At 42.8% G+C, this 19,939-nt stretch carries 16 protein-coding genes; 13 read left to right on the forward strand and 3 right to left on the reverse strand.

From position 1 onward, the window contains the following. Positions 1 to 7: 7 nt before the first annotated feature. Complete coding sequence (locus EV210_RS22630; RefSeq protein WP_165898868.1) at positions 8 to 169, forward strand: hypothetical protein; 162 nt, start codon at positions 8 to 10, stop codon at positions 167 to 169. Next, positions 156 to 1,433 (forward strand): Y-family DNA polymerase, encoded by a 1,278-nt coding sequence (locus EV210_RS10655; RefSeq protein ID WP_132079790.1) that lies wholly within the window; start codon positions 156 to 158, stop codon positions 1,431 to 1,433. Before EV210_RS22630 ends, EV210_RS10655 begins: the two co-directional genes overlap by 14 nt. 68 nt (positions 1,434 to 1,501) lie before the next feature. Here EV210_RS10655 and EV210_RS10660 read toward each other — a convergent pair whose 3' ends face one another. Both EV210_RS10660 and EV210_RS10665 read right to left on the reverse strand, forming a co-directional pair. Further along, positions 1,502 to 2,524 carry a hypothetical protein gene (locus EV210_RS10660; RefSeq protein WP_132079793.1) on the reverse strand — a complete coding sequence of 341 codons (1,023 nt, stop codon included), beginning with the start codon at positions 2,522 to 2,524 and terminating at the stop codon, positions 1,502 to 1,504. Positions 2,525 to 2,753: 229 nt separating this feature from the next. Beyond that, positions 2,754 to 4,049 carry a hypothetical protein gene (locus EV210_RS10665; protein WP_132079799.1) on the reverse strand — a complete coding sequence of 432 codons (1,296 nt, stop codon included), beginning with the start codon at positions 4,047 to 4,049 and terminating at the stop codon, positions 2,754 to 2,756. 460 nt (positions 4,050 to 4,509) lie between these two features. Here EV210_RS10665 and EV210_RS10670 point away from each other — a divergent pair, with 460 nt between their 5' ends. From EV210_RS10670 to EV210_RS10710, 9 genes are all read left to right on the forward strand, one after another. Next, positions 4,510 to 5,916, forward strand: a complete 1,407-nt coding sequence (locus tag EV210_RS10670) for a sigma-54 interaction domain-containing protein (RefSeq protein WP_207900702.1) — start codon at positions 4,510 to 4,512, stop codon at positions 5,914 to 5,916. 267 nt (positions 5,917 to 6,183) lie between these two features. After that, on the forward strand, positions 6,184 to 6,636 hold the full coding sequence (locus EV210_RS10675) for a hypothetical protein (protein ID WP_132079801.1): 453 nt from the start codon (positions 6,184 to 6,186) through the stop codon (positions 6,634 to 6,636). Beyond that, the gene (locus EV210_RS10680) at positions 6,614 to 7,987 is read left to right on the forward strand and encodes a tripartite tricarboxylate transporter permease (protein WP_132079803.1); all 1,374 of its coding nucleotides are present in this window, start codon (positions 6,614 to 6,616) and stop codon (positions 7,985 to 7,987) included. Before EV210_RS10675 ends, EV210_RS10680 begins: the two co-directional genes overlap by 23 nt. A gap of 42 nt (positions 7,988 to 8,029) precedes the next feature. Then, positions 8,030 to 9,391, forward strand: coding sequence for an acyclic terpene utilization AtuA family protein (locus tag EV210_RS10685; protein WP_132079805.1), 1,362 nt, complete (start codon positions 8,030 to 8,032; stop codon positions 9,389 to 9,391). Beyond that, complete coding sequence (locus tag EV210_RS10690) at positions 9,391 to 9,705, forward strand: AtuA-related protein (protein ID WP_132079807.1); 315 nt, start codon at positions 9,391 to 9,393, stop codon at positions 9,703 to 9,705. The genes EV210_RS10685 and EV210_RS10690 overlap by 1 nt, the downstream gene beginning before the upstream one ends. A gap of 15 nt (positions 9,706 to 9,720) precedes the next feature. Then, the gene (locus tag EV210_RS10695) at positions 9,721 to 10,983 is read left to right on the forward strand and encodes a hydroxymethylglutaryl-CoA reductase, degradative (protein ID WP_132079809.1); all 1,263 of its coding nucleotides are present in this window, start codon (positions 9,721 to 9,723) and stop codon (positions 10,981 to 10,983) included. A 286-nt stretch (positions 10,984 to 11,269) separates the two neighbouring features. Further along, positions 11,270 to 12,508 (forward strand): HAD-IIA family hydrolase, encoded by a 1,239-nt coding sequence (locus EV210_RS10700; protein WP_132079811.1) that lies wholly within the window; start codon positions 11,270 to 11,272, stop codon positions 12,506 to 12,508. 111 nt (positions 12,509 to 12,619) lie between these two features. Beyond that, positions 12,620 to 13,228, forward strand: coding sequence for a TetR/AcrR family transcriptional regulator (locus EV210_RS10705; RefSeq protein ID WP_132079813.1), 609 nt, complete (start codon positions 12,620 to 12,622; stop codon positions 13,226 to 13,228). Between the two features lie 165 nt (positions 13,229 to 13,393). Beyond that, positions 13,394 to 13,918, forward strand: a complete 525-nt coding sequence (locus EV210_RS10710; protein WP_207900709.1) for a GNAT family N-acetyltransferase — start codon at positions 13,394 to 13,396, stop codon at positions 13,916 to 13,918. Positions 13,919 to 14,050: 132 nt separating this feature from the next. Here the strand turns inward: EV210_RS10710 and EV210_RS10715 are convergent, their stop codons facing one another. Then, a complete protein-coding gene (locus tag EV210_RS10715) occupies positions 14,051 to 17,128 on the reverse strand; it encodes a carboxypeptidase regulatory-like domain-containing protein (protein ID WP_132079817.1) in 3,078 nt (1,025 codons plus the stop codon). Between the two features lie 314 nt (positions 17,129 to 17,442). Here EV210_RS10715 and EV210_RS10720 point away from each other — a divergent pair, with 314 nt between their 5' ends. After that, complete coding sequence (locus EV210_RS10720; RefSeq protein ID WP_243650512.1) at positions 17,443 to 19,110, forward strand: ATP-binding protein; 1,668 nt, start codon at positions 17,443 to 17,445, stop codon at positions 19,108 to 19,110. Then, positions 19,104 to 19,802, forward strand: coding sequence for a response regulator transcription factor (locus EV210_RS10725; RefSeq protein WP_424218037.1), 699 nt, complete (start codon positions 19,104 to 19,106; stop codon positions 19,800 to 19,802). The genes EV210_RS10720 and EV210_RS10725 overlap by 7 nt, the downstream gene beginning before the upstream one ends. Positions 19,803 to 19,939: the final 137 nt, after the last annotated feature.

Raw genomic sequence — 19,939 nt, forward strand, 5'->3', positions numbered from 1 at the left:
GATAGTGATGAGCGAACATACAATAGATTTACTGAGTATCCCTATTTACCAGCAGATGATCCGGATATTTTACGTCGACCGGAGTATGGTAAAGTGGGCGGGAATGCTGCTGTCTGAGCATAACGAGCAGATAAAAGAGAACGAAGGCAAAAGTGATGGGAATCGTTGATTTTTCTTGTTTTCCCCGCAGGAGCATATTATGTATCGATGCAAAGTCCTTCTTTGCGTCCGTAGAGGCCGTGCGACGGGGGCTCGACCCGCTGGAAGCCTATATTGCCGTAGTATCGGATGTAAGCAGAGCGGGGGCGATTGTACTGGCCAGCAGCCCAAGGGTGAAATCGGAATATCATATCAAGACCGGGAATCGACTCTTTGAAATTCCCAAGCGTTCGCCGATTATGGTAGTAGAGCCAAATATGGCGTTATATATCGATGTAAACCAGGCAATACAGAATATATTCCGCCGGTTTGTAACAGATGAAGATCTGCACATTTACAGCATTGATGAGTCCCTATTGGATGTTACTGCATCGCATACTTTGTTCGGACCTGCAGAGGCGATTGCGGAAGCCATCTTAAAGATGGTGAAAGATGAGTTGGGCCTTATCGTCACAATAGGCATTGGCGATAATCCGCTGCTGGCCAAACTGGCACTGGATAATGAAGCGAAAAAGCGTCCGCCATGGATTGCAAAATGGACGTATGAGATGGTACCGGAAACAGTATGGAAGATACAGCCGCTGACGGCCTTTTGGGGCATATCCAGAGGATACGACCAGAAGCTCAAGCGAATGGGAATTTATACAATAGAGGCGTTAGCCCACGCCAATCCGCTGTTATTGCAGAAAACTCTGGGCGTAATAGGGCTGCAGTTATATTACCACGCATGGGGCTTGGATGCGAGCATCATCAGCCAGAAGGAACGGCCGAAAAGTAAATCGTATAGCAAAAATCAGATATTAATGCGGGATTATTACCTACAAGCCGAAATTTTAATGATCATCAAGGAAATGGTGGGAGATGTATGCGCCAGGCTGCGTAAGCACCAGGAAAAATGCCAAGAGGTATATGTAGGCATAGGATATTCGGACCGGAGTTTACGGCTGGGGTTTACTGCACGAATTAAACTAATTCGCCCGGAACACTCAACAGAAATCATTAGTGAAGCGGCACGCCAGGAATTTAGTAAACGGTGGCAGGGTGAACCGGTACGATCGGTAAATATTACTGTTGGGAAAATCGTGTCACAGGAACTTGAGCAGTTGGAACTATTTTATGAAGGAGAGGACAAGAAACACGCCATGGACAGAGCAGTGGATGATCTTCGGAAGCGATTTGGCAAAAAAACGATCTTTTATGCCGGATCGATGGCGGGGGGAACCTTTCTTGAACGGGCGGATTATGTAGGCGGACATAAAGGAAAAAGTGAATGATGTAAGAGCATCAGTTGCCGCATTCACCAGTGGGGTTATGCGTATAATGGCAGGTGCGGACAGGTCTATCATAGGCCAGATGGTGCATATGCAAACTTATAAATTTGCCTAAAGTAAGATTTTATTTCATTGTTAATTGCGGAATTTTGAACCTTATCAAAAAACGGTTTAGAAATGCCAGTTGTATAGTGAAGCTCATTTATAAAATCGCTAAACAAGTCAAAATCTTTTGAGGTTAAATTATTCAAAGAACTACCCGCTTTTTTATTAATGCTTTCCATCATTTTTTGTGAGGAGAAGCTATTTTTGTTATCATCAATATAATCCATTCCATTGACAAGCAATTGATAAACTGAATTGACCATATTTGAGGCAAGCAGCGTATTTTTATCTTTTATGCCGTCGGGAAGAAAAGTGTTAAATGAATACTTCACTATAGACGATGTTCTGGCCAATGCATCGCCTGCTGCCACAATCAAACAGCCTTTTAGACTATTCGTTGCTTTCTCTTTTTCTGTATTAGTCATATTGGATTCTAAAATTTTATTAAGCTCATCTTTATAAAGAGTTAGTGCATTCTCAATACCGCCCGGCTTTAAAGTGCCCTCGGGGCTCGCCATATTTGAATTTCCTGTAATAATTGTTGATACATCTTTAAATTTCTGAATGAGTTTTTCATCAAAGTTCATGCTCTTAGTATTTAATCCCAGAACATCTTGCATAAAGCTATAGGGGTTAAGCCCCGGTAAAAAGTCATAAGGCGTAATTGGATGAGCTTCGAGCCGTGGAGCTTCTAACCCTTTTTGATATCTGTCCCAAAGTACATCAACACTGCCAAAATTAAATTTTAGATCTTTAAGATTAGCAATAGCATGAGTTTCGCTATTCATAATGATTTCTTGATTTCCATCGGCATATTTTGGGTCTTCAAGTTTTTCTTGGGCTGCTTTTGACAAGGTCAAAATCACAGCTTGATCGTTAGTGTTGCTAATATTATCTTGCATATTTGTCTTAAGCAATGGTGGTGTGATGTTAATAGCCTTTTTTATAATTTTGTTGGAATATAGCGTAGTGACATTAGACACGACCATGACAAATGCACCTCTTTATTATTGTTTCTAAAATAATTATCGAAGGAATTTCTAATTTAATTAACGGATAATTAAGAATTAGGGATTACTAGAAGTTTCTACCATTCGGAGTAACATAATTTTTTCGGACAATAAAGTAAGTTGCAGTTTTAGTTGTGATAGGCGATCTACTAAAAAAATAAAAATAAGCTGTCGACTATTTATTTGTCGACAGCTTATTTTTATTTAATTAATAACCGAGGATATAAAACAAGGTATTTTCAGTTGCAGTAGTTGCGAGATGGGTGTTGAAATTATCATTTGCAGTATAAATATAAAGTTCACCGTGGTCGTAAATATGCAATCGAACTGTATAAATACTATATAACCCATACGCTACAGGAGTTTGCATGCCTACTTGAAAATCACCGTTGCCATCTGTTGATACTATATTAGAGCGGCGTTTGAAGAGTACACTATTGTTGCCATGATCGGGAGACCAAGCTTCATCTACTAATTCAACGCGAACCTGTTCAAAAGGAACGCCCCGGCCTAAACTGTCTATAATGCGACCAGAAACAATAAAATTCGTAAATCCTGACACAAGGTAACGCATACCAGCATTCCAATTAACTTTTTCAGGATCAATGTACGAAAGATCGATAAATGTAGCTTTTGCCGGTATTCTTGTTTTGGTGAACTCTAAGGGATAAGAAGCAATTGGTACAAAACTGCTTGCATCACCATAATATCCAACAGTAAGGTAGTAAACTGTAGTATTGAAGCCATCTATTCGGTATATTTCGTTTGTCATCGGTAGTGTTAATATGGGGTTTAAATTCTGATCATACAAATGAATTATAAAATTACTTCCTAATGGAGATGCAAGAACATAAGAACCGGACTCGGATAAAGTAATTTTAAAATATTCCTGATCACAAACATAATTAATTTTTCCAGTAACAGACAATGCGTCTGTAAACTCTCGTGCATTAGAAAAGTTGCTGCCAATTAAATCATAATTATTGTGTAATTGCAAATAGAATTCATACGGATTACTATTAGCTGGGACAAGTGGTATAACTCTTAAAAAATACACTCCGGTTGAACTATTATCAATATAATTAATCGTTTCGTTTTCTCCTGAAGTTCCAAAAGCTACAACCGATAAAGTAGTTAAATCACTCTGTAATTGGTATAAAGCTACAATGCAACTTTGACTAGCAGCTTGTATAAATCGATAATTAATTTTTACCTTAGGCGATGTTGATGGAACGTAGAAATAGTACCAGTTTTCAACCCCATTTGCAACAATGCTATCTAATTGGGGTGAATTAAGATAGGAAGCATCAAGATAGAGTGCAGTATTGGGGTCATGGTGCCCCTCAGCTCTAACATCAATTTGCTCAGTAGATTTTGTTTTATCTTTTATATTATCTAAATTTACTTTGAATTTACTTTCTTTCAATGCTATTTGTCTTTGGTTGCTTGCATTTTGAATCATTTTTTCAACTATTGGCAAACTTTGTTTAATTATTGCGCTCATATAAATGGCCTCCTCATTTTTTACGGTTTAGGTTGCTTCTACCAGGATTTAACTCACTCACGCCTAAAGAGCTTCTTGTTCAAGGAGTTCTCTGTTAAATGCTTAAAATAGATGTTAGGTGCGCTGAGGATATTTATTAATTATTATCAAAATAAACATTTCTGTTAGTGACTTAAAAGTTGTAAAATGCCCCCTCTTTCTTTATATGCATCTTATTGTATATTTGTTTAGTAAAATGTGAAAAAGTTTTATTTTTGCTCATCGGTTAAAAATAACTGAATTAGGTAAGCAATATCGAAGCGGAAATAAGAAGTTCATAAAAATATATGGCTTTATAGTGTGCTGCTGATAGGAATTTTTCTGAGGCGTAATCTTGTGTGCAACTAGATTCTAGCAGGAGGATATGGTAGCCATAAAAGAGAATCCTTTCCTCTAAATCCAGGGCCAATGGGGTGAAATAATGGCGATAAATGACGAGATGCTCTCCTATTTAACCCAGGCATGTGACAATTGGGTTCTGACCCAGATTCTTGATAAATTTCAGGAAGGCATTATTGCCGTTGATGCTGATGGTCGCATCTTTTATGTGAATGAAATGTACTCAAGGATTTTAGGCGTCGCAAAAGATCATGTTTTAGGCAGGCAAATACAAAGAGTTGAACCTGGAGCAACCATACTTGATGTTGTAAAATCAGGCGAACCTGTATTAGGCAAGGCTGTGCAGATTAAGTCACTGAGAAGAGACGTTGTAGTAAATATTCATCCCATACAAAAGGACAAAAAGATAATCGCTGCAGTATCAATCTTCCGTGATGTGACTGAGACGAAAAAGCTAAGTGAAGCTCTCAACCGGGCTGAAGGCTTAGCAGAATACTTTCGGAATCAACTAGAGGCACATGATTATTTATTAAGTAATTCGATTGTTGGTAAGCATCCCGCCTTTCTCAAAGCGTTATTACAAGCCATGATCGTTGCTAAAACAGATGCTTCGGTATTAATTGGCGGGGAGAATGGCGTCGGGAAAGAAATCATTGCTAAGGCGATTCACCAAAATAGTAGTAGAGCCAGCAAACCATTGATTAGCGTAAATTGTGCAGCCATTCCGGAAACATTGCTGGAGAGTGAATTGTTTGGTTATGAGGAAGGTTCATTTACCGGGGCTAAACGGGGTGGAAAACTAGGCAAATTCGAGTTAGCTGAAGGAGGAACAATCTTTCTTGATGAGATCGGTGACATGTCGCCTTTCATGCAGTCAAAGCTGCTTCGTGTTTTGCAGGAAAAAGAAATAGAAAAAATTGGCCGTACTCAGAGCATCTCCATTGATGTGAGAGTCATAGCCGCCACGAATAAGCCGCTGGAACAAATGATTAAGCAGGGCCAGTTTCGAACTGATTTATACTACCGGCTAAATGTTGTATCTATTAAAATACCACCTTTACGTGAGCGCGGCGAAGATATTGGATTGCTGTCTCAGTATTTTCTACACCAAAATAGTGCAAAGTACAAAAAGGACCGAATCCTTTCTGCCGAGGCGATCCGCTTTCTTTCAGCCTATGAGTGGCCCGGCAATGTCCGGGAGCTGCAAAACTGTATAGAATATGCGGTAATTATGTGTACGGAGCAAGAGATCCGTATCGAGCATCTGCCTGGGCATATTAGTAACGAGGCAGTTTTGCAAAGTGTATCGTCATTATCCGGAACGCTTTCTACTATGGAGACACTAAGAAGTAACAGGCAGATCGAAGAGCGCGAGTTAATTAGACAAGCTTTGGAGGTTTGTAATAATAATAAGACTCAGGCTATGAAAATGATTGGAATAAGTCGTAGAGCATTTTATAAGAAACTGAAAAATTACGGATATTTGTAGATATAGTATACATATGTATACGTTTGGAACAGGGTTTTCTCAATGAGAAAACCCTGTTCTGTTTACTGTCGTATACAAAAGAGCTGCGGATTATCACAAAAGCATCTTGAATATTCAGCAAAATAAAGCGCTGTAATGGTATAGAGTGCTTGGCATGAATATTGCAGATTTAAGCTGCGTGAGAACCAGTTCAAGAAGGAGGGATATTATCGAGTAGGCACAAAGCGAAGTAGGAGAAGCTGAAAAAGTATTTGAGGGGGTATATGTATGGAGAAAAAGCCCTATGCCGATGTTTGGGGAGATACAGTCGACCTCAAGCATCTTGCAATTGCAATGGGAATTGGAATTATTATCAGTTTATTGTTTTATATCCTAGGCCTCAATTATCTACAAGCAAACTTCTCTAAGCTGGCAGCAAATTTAATGACTGCCTATGCACTGCTAATAGGAATCGCAGGATGTCTTTTATCTGCCATTATTTCAGCAAAGCTGTTTAAACCAAAGCGGAAATTAAACGAAGAGGAGTTTTCTGAGGGAGACCGTCTTGCTGTGTTAGAAGAACTGAAAATTGATATAGATAAAGAGGCGGAAGAGCTTCAATTTGTCGGGCCAAAGGTTATACAAGAAATGAAAGACTTGCAGATATATGACTTGTTTGCCCGGAAAAATCCTAAAAGTAAGGTAGGTGAAGTACAAGATGGACGCACTGTTTCTCAATGAGCTATTTTGGGGGTTAGGGGCTGCTCTTGCAGGAGGGATAATTTTTTCCGGAATTGGGTTGATTTCCGGAACCGATGAAACGGCGACAATTGCGCCGTTAACCCTGCTAGTAATCTTACTGGGATTTCCACCTGTAGCAGTTTTTGCCTGGTTTATAGCCGCTGCTGTTTCCAAACATATGACACATGCCATACCAACAGCGCTGATGGGAGTTCCGGGCGATACGATGGCAGTTCCGATGCTTCAGGATGCCAGTATTCTTCGCCGCTTGGGTGTACCGCATATTGCCCTGCGGAAGATGATTTCGGGAGGCATTATAGCTGCTTTTGTTGCCTTGCCAATCTCCGTTGGCTTTGCCACGCTGTTAGCTCCCTTTGCTGAAGCAGTTAAATCGTGGGCTCCCATCATCTTTACCATCGCTGCTGTTATTATCGCTTATACATCAGGTGGCAAATGGGCCAGTGTCTTTGTCCTCATACCCTTTGCATTCTTAATTCAGGGACTAAACAAAATGGCCATTGCGGCGTTAGGTAAGGGGGTCTTCATCAGTATCTTCTTAGGGATAGCCATAGGCCCGATGTTCGCTGATTTGGTGACTCTGCTTTCACCAATATCAAGGCACTTACTTACCCGCAGTCAGCCCCGGGAGTTTTGGCTGGCACCTGAACTAAAAAGTTGGAAAGGGTATTTTCCCAATCCGCTTGCTATTTTATCAGGTGAGCAGAAGATGTATACTGCCGCAGCTGCTACGGTGTCGGCCTTAACCTTTACCTTTAGTCCTGTCGGGATGACTGTTATGGTAGGCGAGATTATCTCATCCCGGGTAAAGAGCTTATATCAGAGGCTAACTACTTCGTTGGCTGCTATGAACGGAGTGACAGAAGCGACGTATATTGCTGAGACGATCATTCCATTGATGGCCTTTGGTATACCGCTTAGCCCCATGGCGCTTGGTCCGGCCGCTCCGTTATTTAATGCCCCACCTGTATTTACCTCTCAACCGATTCATAACTTGCACAACTTAATGGTTCCCTATCAGTATCTGTTGTATGGCTTTATAGGGATTATCGTAGCGTCTTTGGTAGCCTATCCGTTTTCGATGAATTATGCCCGTAAAGCGAGCGTCTGGGTGTTGCAAACAGTTAGCCAGGAAGCGATTATCAGCATGTTCACGGGGTTGATTATTGTTCTCTCCTATTATGAAGCTGGCATTGTGGGTATCGGTATTTCCATAACTATCGCGATTCTCGGGGGTATTTTAAATCGCTTCTTTGGCATTCATACAGGAGTGCAGTATATGACTTACTATGCATCAAGTTACATAGTTCTTACGTTATTCGGAATCAAGTAAATACAACAATGTTTTCTGTAAGGTTACAAAGGAGATGATTTTTTGAAAACAGTACGTATTGGTGGTGGGCAAGGCTTCTGGGGTGATAGTAACGATGCTGCGATTCATATGGTCAAGACAGGTAATCTGCAATATCTGGCGTGTGATTACTTAGCCGAATTAACCTTATCCATTATGCAGCGTCAGCGGCAGCGTAACCCTGAGCGGGGTTTTGCCCAGGATTTCATTGATATGCTGCGGGTCATTCTAAAAGAATGCCTGGATAAGAATATCAAAGTTCTATCTAATGCCGGCGGAATGAATGTGCCAGGAGCGGTCAACGAAATTAAAAAATTTGCCATTAGCCAACAAATTAGTAATTTTAAAATAGGGTATGTAACAGGCGATGACTTGTTAGAGCAGTTGACGGATTTGCAGTCACAGGGAATCACAATGAAAAACTTAGATAACGGCCGGGATTTTGACAAAATTAAAGACCGGATTGTGAACGCTAATGTTTACTACGGTCATGAGCCTATTCTATCGTGCCTGGAAATGGGGGCAAACGTAGTAGTAACCGGTCGTGCCACCGATTCCAGCTTGTTCCTTGCACCTTTAGCATATGAGTATGGCTGGAAGCCGCAGGATTGGAATGACTTGGCGAAAGGTATTATAGTAGGGCATCTTCTGGAGTGCGGTGGCCAAGGCAGTGGCGGGAACTTTGATTATGGCTGGCGAGATGTACCGGATCTTGATTCACTTGGTTATCCAATTGCGGCAGTCAGTGAAACCGGTGAGATTATTATTACTAAAGCCCCTGGCTGCGGTGGTTTAATCTCTGAACAAACCTGCAAGGAGCAGCTCCTTTATGAAATTCATGATCCGGCTAATTACATTACACCGGATGTTAGTGTCGATGTCAGTAAAGCAAGGCTGACCCAAACCGGCAAGGATCAGGTTCGTCTTGACGATGTGTTTGGCAAAGCGCGGCCTGAGCAATTAAAGTTATGTATTGGCTACCAGGCCGGTTATAAAATTGAGGGCTATTTACCTTTTGCCTGGCCTGATGCTTATGAGAAGGCACAGTGTGCAGCAGAAATACTGAAAAAGCGGCTGGCTAAAAAGGGACTCCAGGCAGAGGAAATACGGGTAGATTACTTAGGGGTAAATGCTCTGCATGGACCGATAGCTGCCCCGCTTACTAGCGAACCGAATGAGGTTGTCATGCGGATGACAATACGAACGAAGGATAAGAAGGAGGCTCAAAAACTAGCACCGGAGATTGCTCCCTTGCAACTAAATGGACCACCGGGTGCATGCTTCTTCGGTGGAAGACCGAAAGTAAGCGAGATTATTGCACTTTGGCCTACCCTTATTCCTCGTGATGCTGTGAAATTGACACCACATATTTTGGAGGTGAAGTAATGGCTAAGTGTTTACTTAAAGATGTGGCCCACGCCCGTTCAGGGGATAAAGGAAACATCAGTAATATTTGCTTATACGCTCGTGATCCGAAGGATTATGAACTGTTACAAGAACAAGTTACAGCAGAGAAGGTAAAGGAGCATTTTAAAGGGGTAGTATTGGGCGAGGTAATTCGTTATGATGTTCCTACATTAAGCGGGTTTAATTTTGTGATGAAAGAGGCTTTAGGAGGGGGTGCCACCCAGTCTTTACGGCTTGATACACTGGGCAAAACAATGGCATCAGCATTGTTACGAATGGAAATTGAAAAATAGAAAGGGGCATAGCAAATGAAAACGAGTGAGTTTAAGGGGTTCTATAAGCTATCACCACAGCAGCGTCTTGAAGAAGTTGCTAAGTTTAGCAGCTTAACTGAAGAAGAAGTCTCGTTACTTGCTAAGACCGGTGCTCTCAGCATAGAAGCGGCAGACCATATGATTGAAAATGTATTTAGTGTTATGCCACTGCCTATGGGGATAGCAGTTAACTTTACGATTAACGGTAAGGATTACCTCATTCCAATGGCAGTTGAAGAACCTTCTGTTGTTGCCGCGGCGAGCAATGCTGCTAGGATGGCCCGGGTAAAGGGCGGGTTCTTTACAAGTAATACTGGACCAATCATGCGGGCTCAAATTCAAATTGTGAATGTAGCAGATCCGTATGCAGCCCGCTTTAAGCTGTTTGAAGCTCGTGAAAAACTCATAGAAATAGCAAATTCCCAGGACCCTATGCTGATTAGCTTAGGCGGCGGGATGAAAGACCTGGAAGTACAAATAGTACCATCACCATTGGGAACAATGGTAGTTATGCACCTGATTGCGGACACCCGGGATGCCATGGGAGCAAATACGGTAAATACTATGGCTGAAGCGTTAGCTCCTTATATTGAGCAAATTACTGGCGGCAAGGTCTATCTGCGTATTTTGTCTAACTTGGCTGATAAACGGCTGGTCCGCGTACGAACGGTGATAGATAAAGAGACAGTAGGAGGAGAGGCTGTTGTTGACGGTATCGTATGGGCATATACCTTTGCCTCTGTAGATCCTTATCGCGCCGCGACGCACAATAAGGGAATTATGAACGGCATCATTCCTGCCGTGACTGCCACAGGGAATGATACACGCGCTATTGAGGCAGGTGCACATGCCTATGCAGCTCGCAATGGCCGGTATACTTCTTTAACGGTATGGGAAAAGAATAAAGATGGTGATTTGGTAGGTACGATCGAAGTGCCGATGGCAGTTGGCTTAGTCGGAGGAGCAACCAAAGTTCATCCTGTGGCGCGATTAGCAGTAAAGATTCTTGATGTTAAGTCAGCCGTTGAGTTAGGAGAAGTTATTGCGGCTGTTGGCTTAGCGCAGAATCTCACTGCATTAAAGGCATTAGCTACCGAAGGAATTCAACGCGGCCATATGTCCCTCCATGCAAGGAACGTAGCAGTGGCAGCAGGTGCTACTCCAGATATTATCGATCAGGTTGTAGCGGAAATGGTGAAAGCACGTAAGGTAAGGCAAGATTATGCTGAAGAGCTGGTTAAACAGGTAAAGAAATAAATATGAGTATGCCCAATTTAAAATTTATGGTTCCTGTGCATCGAACTAAAATCAAAGACAAAATACTATGACCATGCTACAATAATAAATAACAATATATTTTCTCATTTTCAAGCTTGGAAAAGGTAGCTAGGGTTCCGCCTCTTACGAGGGCTGCGACCGAGCGCTACAGCCCGCTTTCGCGGGGGCACCTATTGGCACAAAAAGCCCGAGGGGGATAGCTTGGCGTATTTAAGTGCGTCAAGATATCTCTCCGGGCTTATTTTTTTTGAAGGGGTTGTTGTTTATGATTGCCGATCAATATGACGTTTTCCTATTTGACCTTGATGGTGTGATTTACCTCGATGATGCTGTTTTAGCAGGAAGCAGAAGATGTATTCGAAAACTCCGGGCAATGGGTAAAACGGTTTGTTTTGTTACGAATGATCCGCGGCCAACCAGACAAGAGCTGTGCAATCGCTTAAATTCCATGAAAATTGTAGTATCACCGGAAGAAATTATTACTTCCGGGTGGGCCACCGCTCAATATCTTGCGAAAAACAATATTTCCGACGTTTTTGCAATTGCCACTGCAGGGTTTGCCAGCGAGTTGGAGGCCTTTGGCATTCAAACTAAAGTTGACGGTACTTGTCAAGCCGTTGTAGCAGGTTATAATGAAAATACAAATTTAGTGCAAATCCAGCAGGCGATACGCTACTTAGAGCAGGGAGCCCGGTTTATTGCCACAAATGGGGATCAATCATTTCCGGGGCGCGATGGCCGGTGTATTGCGACAGGAGCCATGGTGGAGCTGATTCGCAAGGTTAGTGGTAAACAACCACTTATTATTGGCAAGCCGCATTCCTATTTGTTTTCTGCTGCTTTAAAGAACGTTGCCTTCGGTTCACGGGTCGTAATGATTGGTGATAGCCTAGAGACAGATATGTTAGGTGCACACAAACAGGGAATTGATGCGATTCTTTTATCCAAAGATAGGTGCTGCTTTCCGTCAAAACACGATTACCGGATGCCTGACAAGATTATCACTCATTTGTGGGAGCTGTTTAAACCCACTGAAGAGGTAAAACCTTGGAGAAACCCAGGCTTTGTATGGCCCGATGCTGTAAAACCCGGTGTAGCGGCAGTCATATTTAATGGTCAGCGGCAGGTATTGTTGGTTAAACGTAAGGATAATGGTTTGTGGGGCCTTCCGTCGGGACACCTCGAAATTGGTGAAACGGTTACCGACGCAATTAAACGGGAAATACAAGAAGAAACAGGGTTAATAGTAGAGGTAGAGAAGTTAGTGGGCGTCTATTCCGATCCGGTTTCGCAAGTCTTTACTTATCCGTCCGGTTCAGCCACTCACTTCATCACTTTGAGCTTTTTATGCTGCGTAATCGGTGGAGACCTGCAGGCAGATGATCGTGAAATTGCTGAAGCTACTTTTTTTGATACAAATCATCTGCCGGCTAATATTCTAAAAATGCACCCCCAATGGTTAACAGACGCATTGGCGAACCAAAGTTTTTCTTTTCTCCGGTGAATGTTTTGTTTATTGACAATGCAAAATTGATTATTATATAATTGACCAAGGTCAGTAATGCTTGAGAAGCGATAGTGTAAGTTTATCTTTAGTCAGGGAGTTGCTACAAATATGAGAGTCCGAAAAGATCCCGAAGTCCGGCAATCAGAGTTAATTGATGCGGCTCTAGAGTTATTTATTTCTGTTGGCTATGAGAAAACAATGGTTGTTGATATTGTTAAAAAAGTCGGTGTAGCCAAGGGGACGTTCTTTTACTACTTTCCCACAAAGGAAGCTGTTTTAGAAGCTATCTGCACGCGCTGGGCTGCTGAAATGGCGACTTCCTACCAATTAAAAAGCCGCCAGCATACGGCAATCAACAAACTGCAAACTTTCATTTCCGAACTGTTACTTCCCAGTCAGGTTGATGTGCTTATAGACAGACTATGGGATGAAAAACAATTCAATTTAGTTTATAGTATTTGGCAACAGCATGTCGAAACCGTATTTAACCCTCTTTTGGAGGAGATTATCCGTCAGGGAAATCAAGAGGGTACCATGCATGTGGATTATATCAAGGAAACGATTGCTTTTTTCTGGAGTACAATAGACTGCTTATTGGAAGTTGCGTATTCAAAAGAACCTCAGGAAACCTATCATACTAAAACAAAAATTGCCGAATCGGTGCTGGAACGAATTTTGGGAATTGAGGAGGGTATGCTCGAATTATCGATTCCCTAAGTTTTAAATTGCGTACTATGCGCAGTTTTTTTTCTTATTTAACTGACCTGGGTCATTAAAATGGAGTCCTTATTAGTGGCAATCAACCTGTGATTTACGAATAGACGTAATCGGAGTAGTTGAACTTTTGAATACAGAGTATCTCAAAAGGTGGTATTTATCGTGATGAGAATCGAAACCGAAAGACTTATTATAAGAAAATTTCAGGAGCAGGATGCAGCGGGACTATGGGATTATCTCTCCCACCCGCGTGTAAATTGCTTTGCTAATGAAAAACTCAACACATTTGACGATGCTGTGGCCGAGGTGAAGAAACGAAGCGACGATGAAACCCAGTTCGCTATATGCTTAAAAGAAACTGATGCAGTAATTGGGAATTTATTCTTAGCAAAAGATGAGCCTGATACGTACAGTGTTGGCTGGCAGTTTAACGAAAAATACGAAGGAAAAGGATACGCAGGCGAAGCAGCAAGAGCCTTTCTGGATTTTCTGTTTAATGATAAGAATGCAAGACGGATCTATGCTTATACAGAAGATTACAATGTTCGTTCACAAAAACTCTGTGAGCGGCTCGGTATGCGCAGAGAAGCATATTATATAGAGTTTATATCGTTCGTAAAAAATCCAGATGGAACACCAAAGTATGAAAATACGTTTGAGTACGCCATTTTGAAAAAGGAATGGAACTAAGTGTGATAAGCAGATAGAAAACCAAATAAGTCAAGCCTGACCCCAGGTGCTTCTCTTCAAAAAATGAAAAAGTCACTGCAGAGATATGTACTCTGCAGTGACTAGATACTCCGGCACTTTTTATTTAAAAGATTAATCAAAACCTTCCTGAATCGTTGTACTTACAGTTTGATTCTTAAGCACAGTTATATTTTTATTTGTCAAATTCGTATAGAAATTATGGGTGCCAACCGGTATGTTCATGAGCGTTACACGCCCATAAGAATCCGTTACACCTGATAGAATGGTGCCATTGACATTGACAGATACAGTCACATTTTTTCTAGGCATCTGAATCACATCACATACTTCGATTGTTACATTTCCATACGCTTGTAGCTGCATCGAGATATTTCCGGTGGCCGTTGTACCATTTGCTACCGTTACACTAGTGGTACTGTTGTCATAACCACTCTTCGTTGCTGTGAAGGTATACGTACCGGTAGGAAGATTAGTGAAGGTAGCCTGCCCTGATGAATTTGTTGTCACCGTCTGCGCTGAACCATTCACCGTTACGTTTACGCTTGCATCACTGAGCGCGATTTCTCCATTCATAACAGTAATGGTTGCATTACCGGTTTGCCGGGTTAATAAAACCGTTGTAGTTGCAACTCCATTAATAAAAGTGGCGCCGCAGGTATTTAGTTGATACCCTTCTTTATAGATTGTAAAGGTATAGTTGCCGATAGGAAGATTGAGGAATTGTGCTTGTCCTGATGAATTTGTTGCTTCTGCCCGCGTTACACCGTTTACGCTTACGCTGATGATAGCTCCCTGAATCGGAAGTGCTCCTTCTTTGGCTATAATTGTGGCGGTGCCGAGTTGTGCTACGGTAATGGTTCCGCTTGTAGTTGTATTTAGATGTACATCAAAGATTCCATCGACAGTGTTGTAACCGGCTTTGGTTGCCGAGAAAATATAAGTACCGGTTGGAACGTTCGAAAAGGTCGCATGGCCGGATGCGTCAGTTGTCTCCGTCCAATTGGCAAAGCCTCCGATCGTAACCGTGGCGCCGCTGAGCGGAGTATCCCCATCCATGACAGTGATGGTGGCGGTACCGGTTTGTCTGATGATGGAAATCGTTTCAGAACTGCCTCCATTTACAATCGTTATGGTGCCGCTCTTTGTGTCATAGCCTTCAATCGTTACTGTATAGCTGGTTAACCCAACCGGCTGAGAGGTAAAGATGACCTGACCCATTTCATCCGTAGCGGATGTCGTGCCATTTAACGTGACACTTGCGCCGCTGACTGTGTTGGTTCCGTCAGTAACCGTGATGGTTACTGTGCTGATCTGCCTGGTTAGCGCGATTGTCCCGGCGGCGGTCACGCCGCTGGTAACTGCTACAATACCGGCATTACTGTTATAGCCTTCCTTACTGACCGAGAAGGTGTAGCTGTCTGCCGGCAAATCGCTGAAGGTTGCTACACCGGCAGCATTGGTGGTAGCTGTCTGCGTTGTGCCGTTTACCGTGACACTAGCAGTGGCACCGCTTACCGGCAAGGTTCCGTCGGTAACGGTAATTGCTGCACTGCCGGTTGTGTTATTGGACGAAGGCAGCACAACATTTACCTTGCTGGTACCGCCATTAAGAGGAACGCTGGCCGGTATACTGTTCATGCTCTGACCGCTTGCCTGCACCGTAAAGCGGTAATTGCCTGGTGGCAGATTATTAAAATGAGCGGTTCCATCCGAGCCTGTTGTCAGGCTGAGTGTAAATACGGTCTCAGCAGCAAATGCTGTCTTTACCCCTAAGATACGGTCAAAGAGATTTCCTTCAGACCGTGCGTGGCCTTCACTGATTACATTGGCCGTAACTGTTGCACCGCTTACCGAGGCGCCGTGCGCGTCAAAAACATTCACGACAATATTTCCCCAGGTTCCTGCTAGGCTGATTGAGGTATTCTCGGTCTGATCTTTTTGTACTGTTACCGTGCTATCGTTGGAGTAGCCAAAATAGGTGGCTTTAATTGTATACTCTCCTACAGTCAAACCGCTGATAACACCGGTTCCGGCAGCATTGGTGGTGACGGAATTACCGACGGGATTACCGTTTTGGTAGGCCTGCAGGATAGCTCCCTGGATTGGCTGATGATTACTGCTATTGATAACTGTCGTACTGACGCTGCCTGCAGCGGCTGCAAATTTAGTAAAGGTCTCAGTTTTGATCTCATTTTCACGCTGTACTTTTTGAAGCAGCTTATGGCTGATATCATTCGTTTTCTTATCTTTATGGCTGTCGCCGAACAAAGAAGGTCCCAGTTTATCCGCCAATTGATATTGGATTTTTCCGTATAAGTCCCCGTTGGACAGATTGGAATTGGTATAACCCATTTCCAGAGAAAAGCGGGGAGAGAGCTGCAGCGTACTGCGCAGTCGATAGCCTTTTTCGTCATCGTGATGTTTATTATCGTAATAAAATCCGGAAGCATAGAAACCAAGCCACGGAGCATTTGCTAAGCTTGATCCTACTTCATAATCTAGACCTTGTACTGCTCTTATATAGGTATATAAGGTGCCAGCGGTAGAAGTAGATTTTCCTATTAGGTGGTCGCCTGAGGTGGGAAAGTAAAAATTGGCCCGGTATTCGGCTAATTTATTAAAGTATTCTGCACCGACGCCAACCCGGGAAAGATCATGCTGGAAGCCATAATCATAGAAAGCATTCAAGCCGACAATACTGGTTTTATCTTCCGCAAGTTTACGCCAGCCAATCCCCAGGTTAGCGGTCGCATTGGCACTGCTCTGATAGGAATAACGGCCCTGCCAAAACAAAAGAGCATTGTTTTTCGAGGTTTGAGAAAAGGGCTGGATGGTTTCCAGTGAAAATACCGGCTTATAATCTTCTGTAAAAGAAAGGTTAAGATCGGTAGTTCTCAGCCATGCTGGCCCATGCTGTTTCCCATTTTGCAGATAATAGGGAATGAGTTGATTCAGAAATTGTTCTGTTTTTTGATCGGTACTTAACCTGCTGGAATCGGGATTAAGAACGATTTGATTTGCATTAACCGCCGATTTTTCTACGGTTAATACGGGAAATTCATTGGCTAGCGTGCTGTTTGCTGAGTCTGCAGCATTTGCTGTAGCAATGACAGCGGGATTACCGATAAGCATTAAAAACGTTAAGAAAACTGCGATTAGTTTTGTGAACCGTTTGGGTGTAAAAAGCAAAACTTACTCCTCCTTTTGTGATAATTATTGACAAGTTATTACGTATCTCATCATAATAGGACTATTTGCCTACTTCAACTAAAGAAGTACAAAGAAATATAAAGAGATGTTTTGCGATTCTTTATATTTCTTTGTACTTTGTGATTTTAGCTAAATTTAGTAAGGTATGAAATAATAAAGAGCAGGATGGCGCAGAAAAACTGTGAAAAATGCAAATAAAATGCAAAACTAAATCCCCTGCTAAAGGGGATTTATGTTTTAATGGGGAATGTTTCCAGAAAAGAAGAGGCTATTAGGAGTGAGTTTCTGAGGATATGCGCTTTAAGAGCAGCCTTACCGCAAAATTCATGTTAGGCATAGCTACGATCACAGTGATCCTAATGAGTATCAATTTGTTGTGGAATATCAGACAGTATAATTTACAGGCCGAGTCGGAAATGAAGGAAAAGGCGGCAGTGCTTGCGCAGCAATTGATTGCTACCAGGGCGTTTATTGCCTTGAAGCAAGATGACATTAATAAAGATTCCGGCGGCGGATACGAGTTTAAGCATCTAAACCCGGCAGCAGTGGGGAAAGGAATCGGCGATATATTTAACGGCTATTCGGGTTACCGGCTGAAACAAACGCGGATGCTTTCGCGCGATCCCGGCAATGCGCCGGATAATTTTGAAGTGGATGCCTTAAAGCAGCTTGCTGCTGATCAAGGACTAAAAGAACTGTGGGGATACCATGAAGTTGACGGTACCCGGGTATTCCGCTATCTTGTGCCGTTATATTACGATGATTCGTGTTTGTCGTGTCATGGTAAACCGGCGGGGGAAATCGATGTGGCCGGTTTTGCTAAGGAGGGATTTAGTGCCGGTGAGTTTGCCGGGGCAATCAGTGTGGTATTTCCTCTGGCGCTATTTGAAGCGGCGCAACGCAATAATGTAATGAGTCAAATCATCTTTATTGTGTTTATGGTTTTTGCCAACATCGGCTTGACGTACCTAATGATGGAGCACATTGTTATGATCCCGATTCGTGAACTTACTCATAAAGTTGTAGCACTGGGGAAAGGCGACCTGTCAGCACAAATTACAGATGTCCAGACTTATGATGAGATGCGCTTATTGGCTAATGAATTTAATACCATGGCCAGCAAATTAAATCAGTTTTATTTTAACCTGGAAGATAAGGTGGGGGAACGGACCCGGATGCTGTCGGAGGCTAACCGGCAGTTAGCCATTCAGGGGCAGAAGCTAAAGGCAATGAACGAAAAGCTTACGGAAACCGACCGCCTAAAGTCTGAGTTTCTAACGGTTATGAGTCATGAACTCAGAACCCCGTTGACGGCAATTATTGCATTTGCCGAAATTTTGCTGGATGAAGGTCAAAGTCTCAGCAGTTTGCAGCGCGAATATTTACAGGATATATTTGAAAGCGGCCACCAGCTGCTGGATCAAATTAATGATATTCTTAACATGTCTAAGATTGAAGCCGGTCTTATTAAACTCAATTGTACAGAGGTGGATATCCGGGAAATAGTCATAAGTTTGCTGCGGAATGTAACACCGCTTGCCCACAAGAAAGGACTGCTGCTTCGTACTGAATTTGCGGAGGCTATTCCTCTTGTGCTGGCTGACCGGGAAAAGCTTATGCACGTATTGCGGAATCTAATCAGCAATGCGCTTAAATTTACTCCGGCACAAGGTAAGATTACAATTTCGGCTGCACTGGAAGAACAGCTGAATTTGCCGGTGATCAAAGTAGCTGTGAAGGATACTGGTATTGGAATCAGCTTAGCTGATCAGGCGTATATCTTTGAGAAATTCCGGCAAGTCGATAGTGCGGAAACACGGGGCTATCCGGGCAGCGGACTAGGTTTGGCGCTGGCCCGTAATCTGATTGAGCTGCATGGCGGACGGCTCTGGGTTGAAAGTGAATTGGGGCAGGGAAGCCTGTTTATTTTTACACTGCCGGTTATTGCAAAGGGGTGTTAGCATTGCCTAATGAAAAAATACTTGTTGTGGATGATGACGCCAGGATACTTAAGATTGTTAAGCACTGCCTGGAAAAAGAGGCATTTCAGGTTGTTACGGCAGTAGATGGTGAAAGCGCACTGAATATGGTAAAACAGGAACAACCCAGTTTGGTGGTGCTCGATTTAATGCTGCCCAAGCTCAATGGCTATGATGTTTGCCGGGCTTTGACCGATCAGTATAGTATTCCGATTATCATTCTGTCAGCCAAAGGGGATGAACTTGACCGTATTGTCGGTTTTCGGCTGGGGGTGGATGATTATATGACAAAGCCGTTTAGTCCTACTGAATTAGTCCTCCGGGTACAGGCGGTTATCCGTCGGGTTCAGGGCTGCCGCAAAAGTCAGGAAAACCAGGTGCTGGTATGCGGTGAACTTACAATTGATCATGGAACCCGGACTGTATCTGTAGAAGGAAAACCAGTCAGCCTTACCAGTACGGAATTCGAACTGTTATGGCTGTTGGCCGGCAGTCCGCAGCAAGTATTTACCAGAATGCAGCTGCTAAATAAAATTTGGCAGAGTGATTATCAGGGAGATGAAAATACGGTTACCGTACATGTCCGCCGGCTGCGGGAAAAAATCGAACCGAATCCGGCCGAACCGCGTTACATTCGCACGGTATGGGGGATCGGTTATAAATTCAGCTGTTGAAGCTCATTTAAGGGTGTCGCATTGCTTTTCCAAAAGCGTTTTGCGGTATCCTTTCTTTATTTTTTTAGCAATATTTCTGACTTTTCCAACAATGTAATACTTTTGTAAGAATTGCTTAATAGAGCTGTAATTACCAT

It is taken from the genome of Anaerospora hongkongensis, assembly GCF_004339805.1.
Lineage (GTDB): Bacteria > Bacillota > Negativicutes > Sporomusales > DSM-15969 > Anaerospora > Anaerospora hongkongensis.